Below are 6,619 nucleotides of genomic sequence, written 5' to 3'. Positions count from 1 at the left end.
GGAATTACTCCAGAATCCAGAGGTGCATCAACTGGATACACTTGTTTTTTATGTCAATATTTCTTACGAACTTAGGATTAAATGGAACGTAAACCGTTTTCACTGTTTTCCCGTCTGCAAGATATTTGACGTTTTGAACAAGCAAGTCACAGTTCTCGGCCAGTAAAATCTCAAGGAGATTTCCAGAACCGCCTTCAATTACGTCTGTGATTGTTCCCACTGTTACAGGTTTACCCACAGCAGGCGCAGTCCAAACTGCCAATCCGTCATCGCCCTGTTCAGGATAAAAGTTAAGGGCACAATTTTTAAGGTCTTCAATATACCACTCGTTTTTTCCGAGTTTTTTGGCATATTTCCGTGGTACTACAATCTGCCATCCGCTGAGCTTACGAACATCTTCGGGTGAGTCTATTCCCACGAGTTTTAAATACAAGGTACCGGCGCCTTCACTAACCGACTCAACCTTACAAAGTTTTGAGTCTCCTGTCTTACCGTTCCTTAAAGTTACCTCCTTCATTGAATAGAAATGCTCAAATTCACCGGAAGTACTTTCTACTTTCATATTACCCGAAATTCCATGAGAACCGCGGATAAATCCTACAATAAACTGTTCAGTCTGTTCTGCCATTAACTAATCCAAGATTTCAAGACTATAACGTCTTCCGTCTTTTGAAGCAGACGCACTTAAAACAGTACGCAAAGCTTTTGCAATACGGCCGTATTTACCGATCACCTTACCAATATCACCCTGGGCAACACGAAGCTCCAAAACAGGACCACGCTCACCCTCGGTTTCAGTTACCGAGACTGCACTGGGATCATCGACCAATGATTTTGCAATGTATTCAATCAGGTCTTTTTCCATTCCCCGTTACTCCAGTTCAGTTATTTGTTAAGGCCTTTTGTGCTGAAAAGTTTGCGTACAGTGTCTGAAGGCTGAGCGCCAACACTGATCCAGTACTTTGCACGATCTTCTTTTACAGAAAACTGTTCTCCCGCCGCGATTGGATCGTAAGTTCCAATCTCTTCGATTGTTGTGCCATCACGTGGTTTGCGTGAATCCTGCACTACGATACGGTAAGCTGGACGCTTTTTTGTACCGAATTTCTTGAGTCTGATTTTGACCACTTTATCCTCCAAAGGACTTATTTAAGTCCTAAAATTGCTATTTTTTTCTTCACGAGCATAATAACACTAGTGTAGAATGCAGAATATTTTATTCTTTTGTATAGATTTAATCAATATAGCATACTAAAGATTTTCAAGTTTATAACCGATATTTTTTATTTGGAGCGCATCTCCGCACAAACCGGCTTTCCGCCCTTCGCTAGCGCTCATTGCCGTTCCGGCAACTCCGGGGCTCCAATCCGGGCTATAAAGCCCGGTCGTGAGCTTTATAGCACACACGTAAATAAACGGGTTTTGCGCCCAAGCAAAAGCTAAAAAAAATGCCCCGGAAACAAGCAAATCCGGAGCTATAAAAAACTAAACTTCTTGACTATTCAAACAATGCCTTGTGCAAAATCTGAACAACTGTGTTTGCCTGAGAATTGTCAACAAGGAAACTTATATTAACCTTGCTTGCGCCTTGAGAAATCATCTGAACGTTGATATTTTCTTTTTTAAGCGCCGCAAAAGCGTCCGCAAGAATCGAACTTGACGAAGAGGCATCGCAAATAATCGTTACGATAGCCTTTTCATTTTTTACAGTCACATCTGCCGCTTTTTTCAAGTCTTCAACAAGTCCGTCAAGTTTAGAATTTCCATTTACTGTAAGAGAAACAGAAACTTCTGAAGTCGCAATCACATCAACAACAACATTCCATTTTAAAAACTGGTTGAACACATGGGCCAAAAATCCACATGCGCCGAACATGCTGTTTGACTGAATATCAATCAAATCTACATTTTTAACGTTTGTAATCGCAAGAACGCGCGGGGTCTTTCCACTGTGTTTTGCACGGATTACAGAACCTTCGCTCTTTATATTGTATGAATTTTTTACGCGGACTGGAGTTCCTGTTTTTCGGCATGGGATCATTGAGCGTGGATGCAAAACCTGAGACCCAAACATCGCAAGTTCCTGAGCTTCTTCATAAGTAACTTCTGGAACAGGACGCGCATTTTTTACAATCCGCGGATCTGTCGTCAAAATTCCATCAACATCTTTCCAAGTCTGGATTTCATCAACGCCAAGAGCAGCGCCAAGCATAGTTGCAGACAAGTCAGAACCGCCACGGCCGAGGGTTGTAATCACACCGTTTTTGTCTTTTGCAATAAAACCTGTAACAATCGGAATTTCTTTCTGTTCGCCGTTTTTATAAGCAGCAAGTTTCTCCGGAATATTTTTCCATACGTCCGGCAATAGTTCCGCATTCATAAAATTTGAATCTGAAACAAAGCCCACATCCCAAGCATCGTAGAATTTTGCAGGAATATTTTGCTTGTTGAGATATGCCGACATCAAGCGCACTGACATTCTCTCGCCAAAACTTACAAGATAATCTCGTGAACGCTTAGAAAGCTCGTGCAACATGCTAATTCCGGTGAGCAAAGTTTTTAATTCGCCCAAAAGCTCTTCAATCGCAGGAACATCAACATCCAAAATTCTGGCAGTATCGAGGTGAAGTTTTTCAACCTTCGAAATGTCAACCTTTCCGTTTACAGCCAAATCGGCCGCTTCGAGCAAATGATCCGTTGTATCGCCCATTGCGCTCAAAATAACAAGCGGACGTTCATTTTCATAAGCCTGAATAATAGAGGCAACGTGCTTAATTCTTTCGGCGTCAGCAACACTTGAACCGCCAAATTTCATTACTATCATATTTGGAAATTATAATGAATTAAAAACTAATGCACAACTACAGTATTTTTTTTGTCAGACTTTAACAAAAACAACGCTCAAAGCCGGCAAGTCGATTTTTTCAGCTTTTACAGTAATTTTGCCGTTCAATTCACAGTCTACACCGGCAATTGCGGTTTCCATTCCGAGTTCCTCGATTAAAAAAATTGACTGTTTTTGCTCTTTAGAAAGGCAAATTGCGTTTCCGCTCCACCCAGGATTCTGCAAAAGATAAACCAAAGTCCAATGTGTATTGCTGTTTCTTTCTGCCTGCCTTGCAGCTCTCGCCGCGGCATCTCCAGCGGCAACTCTCATAAGCATTGTATCTTTGTCAATTAAAGGCTCATTTTTTATGAATGCGCGCAACTGCTCGTGTCCGATTAAATCTCCGTAACGGCGAAGAGGCGAAGTTACCTGGCTGTACATTCCAAGACCAAGCGCCGCATGAGAAGACGGAGTTACGCCGACATTTCGCTTGCGCATGCAACGTCTGAGCCTGTATTGTCCGGCAAGTCCTTCCGGCAAAACAGCAGGAATATCCGGCGCTTCCTGGCTTATAAATGGAAAAGGAATATTGTTTTTAAAGGCAAATTTTGCCGCTCCTTCACCTGCAAGAATCATACATTCGCGCACAACCTCTCCGCTCTCGTAATGCACAACTTCTTCCATGCTGACTTTTTTTGTCTCTGGCTCAACAACAACGTGAATTTCTGGCATTTCGATAAAAACAGCGCCGTTTTTTTTGCGCCGCTCGGCTGTTTTTCTGGCAATTTCAAAAAGAGGTTTTAGTTCCGCGCTGTCTTTTAGCTCATCGGCTTTTTTGTAAGACAGGCGTTTTACATCAACAATCGTACGCAAAATTTCGCAGTCCTCAATTTCGCAATTTTCATTCAGCTTAATTTTAAAGCTCAGGGCACGGCTTATTTCTTTTAATCCCAGCGCATAATCTTCAAGGCAGTCCTCGCTCAACATTCTAGCCGCACCTTCAGGAATATATAAAGTCGCTCCACGTCCTCTTGCACAAATATCAATCGGGCTGTCAGGCAAAACAGTGCTTGCAGGATCTGCTATATGAACCCAAAGGTATTCACCGTCAAAACAAATCGCGTCGTCAGGGTCTGCAGACCACTCAGAATCGATTGCATAACTTGTTCCCTCAACTTTTACCCTGTCTTCTTCCGGCGGACGTCCAAGGCTCAATTTTGCGCTCTTTGTGCTAAGCCCCCAGCGCAAAGGATAAGGATTTTTTGTAATATCCCAAATTCCAGTTTTTAAAAGAATTTCGTGGGCACGTTCGACAGTTTCTTTCATTCCCGCATCTTTTAAAATTTTACAGCTGTCCGTCTTGCAAAGCGCAAATGCTTCTACTTCCTGCATATATTTTCCGTCAGCAGGCAAATCAAGTTTTCCCTGGCGCAATCTGGTTATAAAGGCAGCACGCATTTCTTCGGCATGTTCTTTTTCAAAAGCCTTGTTTTTTAATTCTTCGATTTTTTCGACAGAACGAGGAATAAAAAGAATTTTTGGACATTCAATGTCAGAATTATCGATTTTTTCTTCAAAATAAAATCCGCTTTTTAAAGCGCAATAGACGCCCCAAGCTTCATCGGCGGCAATTTTTCCGCGAATCAATTCTACAAGCTCAGAAAAGGGCATAAATGATGATGAAGTTTCGTTTTCGCTGCTCAAAAGCTCGTAAATTTCTGCAATCTGATTCTGAACCTGACTCTCCGGCTTTAAAGCGTTTTCTGCAAAATCAAGACAATTTTCCAGTGAAGAAGCTGGATTCTCGCTCAACAAAATTATATCGCGCGGACGCACTTTCTGACTTGCGTAAACTGCTTTTTTTCCTGACAAAGTAGCTCTAGAAACACACCAGCTCACTAAAATTTTGGAAGACTCTTCGCCTTCTACAAGAGCACAAAAACTTTTATAAATTACAACGGATTTTTTTTGCATATAGCCCACCTAAGGCAATTTTNNCCAGGGCGGTTTTTCAATCGACAAAAATTTTATGAGCAACTATTATGGCAAAATGCAAACACGGCTTGCCTTTTTAGAGCAAACAATATAAAGTCGTTTTTGCGCAGTTTATGATTCCTCATAATTCTCCTGCGCTTTATAAATCAAAATTCTTATGGAGGCGGACGTTTTTGCGTCCATCGTTCTTATGAAAAAACTCTCTTCAAAGCTTATGCAGGAAATAAAAGATTTTAAAATTCTCCTGCGAAACATTCCTTCACTTACAGTTTCACTGTTTATTCTGTCGGTTGTCTGCGCAAACTTAATGGCAAACAAAGAACTCGTAAATTTCAAGTACATTGCCCTTGACTGCGGATTTACTTTTAGCTGGATAATGTTCCTGTGCATGGACATAATCTGCAAACGCTGGGGAGCAAAAGCTTCCATCAAAGTTTCGATTCTCGCGCTTGCAGTAAATCTTTCTGTCTGCCTTATTTTTGCCCTTCTCTCAAAAGCGCCTGGAATGTGGGGCGAATTTTACACGACAGAAAATCAAGAAGTAAACCGCGCGTTAAACGCGACATTCGGCGGTTCGTGGTACGTTGTTTTGGGCTCGGCCCTTGCCTTCATCACCTCTTCAATAATAAATGCGCTCTTAAACACAGCAATCGGTTCTTTTCTCAAAAAAAACAATTTTTTCAGTTTCGCACTGCGCTCCTACATTTCAACGGCAATTGCCCAGTTTGCAGACAATTTTATCTTTGCAACAGCCGTTTCAAAAATTTTCTTTGGCTGGAGCTGGACTCAGGTTATCGTCTGCTCTGCAATAGGAGCGTTTTTTGAACTTTTGTGCGAAGTTGTTTTTTCCGGACTTGGCTGGAAAGTAGTGCGCCAGTGGGAAAAGGAAAATGTCGGCAACGAATATCTTGAATATCAGAAAAAACAGGCATAATCAAATATGAAAGTCTTAATCACTGGAACAAGCCGGGGAATCGGCAGGGCCGCAGCTTTAAAATTTCTTTCGGAAGGATTTAATGTAATCGGATTGGATATTGAATCAGACACAATTTCAAAAAGCCATGATGCGAAAAATAAGGAAAATTATTCTCATTTTACAGCAGATATTTCCGCCCCATCTTCTCTTCCGGAAATTCCTGACGTTGAAATTCTTGTAAACAACGCAGGAATTCAAACTCCGGCTTTGACAGGTGGAGAAAAAGACATTCAGGTAAATCTTATCGGCACGATGGCTGTAACTCAAAAATACGCGTTTCAGCCAAAAATTAAATCAGTGCTCTTCAACGCCTCTGTTTCCGCTCTTACAGGAAACGAATTTCCTTCGTACGCAGCTTCAAAAGCAGGAATAATCGGCTACATGAAAAACTGTGCAATTCGCCTTGCAAATTCATACCGCGCAACCTGCAACGCAGTATGCTTTGGAGGCGTGATGACAGAATTAAACGAAAATGTCATAAAAAACAATGAGCTTTGGCAAAAAATCATGGACGTAACCCCTCTAAAACGCTGGGCAAGCGCACAAGAAGCCGCCGACTGGATTTACTTTCTTACAGTAATAAACAAATTCTGCACAGGACAGGCAATCGATGTTTCTGGCGGAGAACGAAACTGCGCAGACTTATTTGTATGGTAAAATTATAAGCCGTAAGCAAAAAAAATCCCGATGTAAAATGTTTTTCACACCGGGATTTTTTATCAGCCGTTTATATAAACAGCGTTCTGATTACCATTTCTTTTCGATTTCTGGTTCACAGATATTTACTTCTGTTTCCAAGTCAAAGAACTTGCATCTTTCCA

The 6,619-nt window shown here is 41.5% G+C and carries 7 protein-coding genes; 2 read left to right on the top strand and 5 right to left on the bottom strand.

Annotated elements, in window-relative coordinates:
• Nucleotides 1-4: 4 nt before the first annotated feature.
• The 5 genes from B3Y13_RS03980 to B3Y13_RS03960 form a co-directional block, all read right to left on the bottom strand.
• Entirely contained in the window at nt 5-628 is a 624-nt protein-coding gene (locus tag B3Y13_RS03980; protein WP_296019700.1) for a ribosome maturation factor RimM, read from the bottom strand.
• A gap of 3 nt (nt 629-631) precedes the next feature.
• On the bottom strand, nt 632-865 hold the full coding sequence (locus tag B3Y13_RS03975) for a KH domain-containing protein (RefSeq protein WP_078930370.1): 234 nt from the start codon (nt 863-865) through the stop codon (nt 632-634).
• A 20-nt stretch (nt 866-885) separates the two neighbouring features.
• Nucleotides 886-1,128, bottom strand: coding sequence for a 30S ribosomal protein S16 (gene rpsP / locus B3Y13_RS03970; RefSeq protein ID WP_234969880.1), 243 nt, complete (start codon nt 1,126-1,128; stop codon nt 886-888).
• Between the two features lie 370 nt (nt 1,129-1,498).
• On the bottom strand, nt 1,499-2,824 hold the full coding sequence (locus B3Y13_RS03965; RefSeq protein ID WP_296019709.1) for an aspartate kinase: 1,326 nt from the start codon (nt 2,822-2,824) through the stop codon (nt 1,499-1,501).
• A gap of 54 nt (nt 2,825-2,878) precedes the next feature.
• Complete coding sequence (locus tag B3Y13_RS03960) at nt 2,879-4,801, bottom strand: ribonuclease catalytic domain-containing protein (RefSeq protein ID WP_296692825.1); 1,923 nt, start codon at nt 4,799-4,801, stop codon at nt 2,879-2,881.
• A gap of 178 nt (nt 4,802-4,979) precedes the next feature.
• Here B3Y13_RS03960 and B3Y13_RS03955 point away from each other — a divergent pair, with 178 nt between their 5' ends.
• Both B3Y13_RS03955 and B3Y13_RS03950 read left to right on the top strand, forming a co-directional pair.
• Nucleotides 4,980-5,756, top strand: a complete 777-nt coding sequence (locus B3Y13_RS03955) for a VUT family protein (RefSeq protein WP_296692824.1) — start codon at nt 4,980-4,982, stop codon at nt 5,754-5,756.
• 6 nt (nt 5,757-5,762) lie between these two features.
• Nucleotides 5,763-6,455 (top strand): SDR family NAD(P)-dependent oxidoreductase, encoded by a 693-nt coding sequence (locus B3Y13_RS03950; protein WP_296019717.1) that lies wholly within the window; start codon nt 5,763-5,765, stop codon nt 6,453-6,455.
• The last annotated feature ends 164 nt before the right edge of the window (nt 6,456-6,619 follow it).

Origin of the sequence: Treponema sp. UBA7567, assembly GCF_002476655.1 — a bacterium.
Lineage (GTDB): Bacteria > Spirochaetota > Spirochaetia > Treponematales > Treponemataceae > Treponema_D.
Note: the sequence above shows the minus strand (reverse complement) of the source record. Positions and strands in the feature narration are given on the sequence as shown.

What these genes read in the sequence shown, in the direction of transcription:
- B3Y13_RS03980 (WP_296019700.1), bottom strand. Translation starts at nt 628, where the DNA reads ATGGCAGAACAGACTGAACAGTTTATTGTAGGATTTATCCGCGGTTCT.
- B3Y13_RS03975 (WP_078930370.1), bottom strand. Translation starts at nt 865, where the DNA reads ATGGAAAAAGACCTGATTGAATACATTGCAAAATCATTGGTCGATGAT.
- B3Y13_RS03965 (WP_296019709.1), bottom strand. Translation starts at nt 2,824, where the DNA reads ATGATAGTAATGAAATTTGGCGGTTCAAGTGTTGCTGACGCCGAAAGA.
- B3Y13_RS03960 (WP_296692825.1), bottom strand. Translation starts at nt 4,801, where the DNA reads ATGCAAAAAAAATCCGTTGTAATTTATAAAAGTTTTTGTGCTCTTGTA.
- B3Y13_RS03955 (WP_296692824.1), top strand. Translation starts at nt 4,980, where the DNA reads ATGGAGGCGGACGTTTTTGCGTCCATCGTTCTTATGAAAAAACTCTCT.
- B3Y13_RS03950 (WP_296019717.1), top strand. Translation starts at nt 5,763, where the DNA reads ATGAAAGTCTTAATCACTGGAACAAGCCGGGGAATCGGCAGGGCCGCA.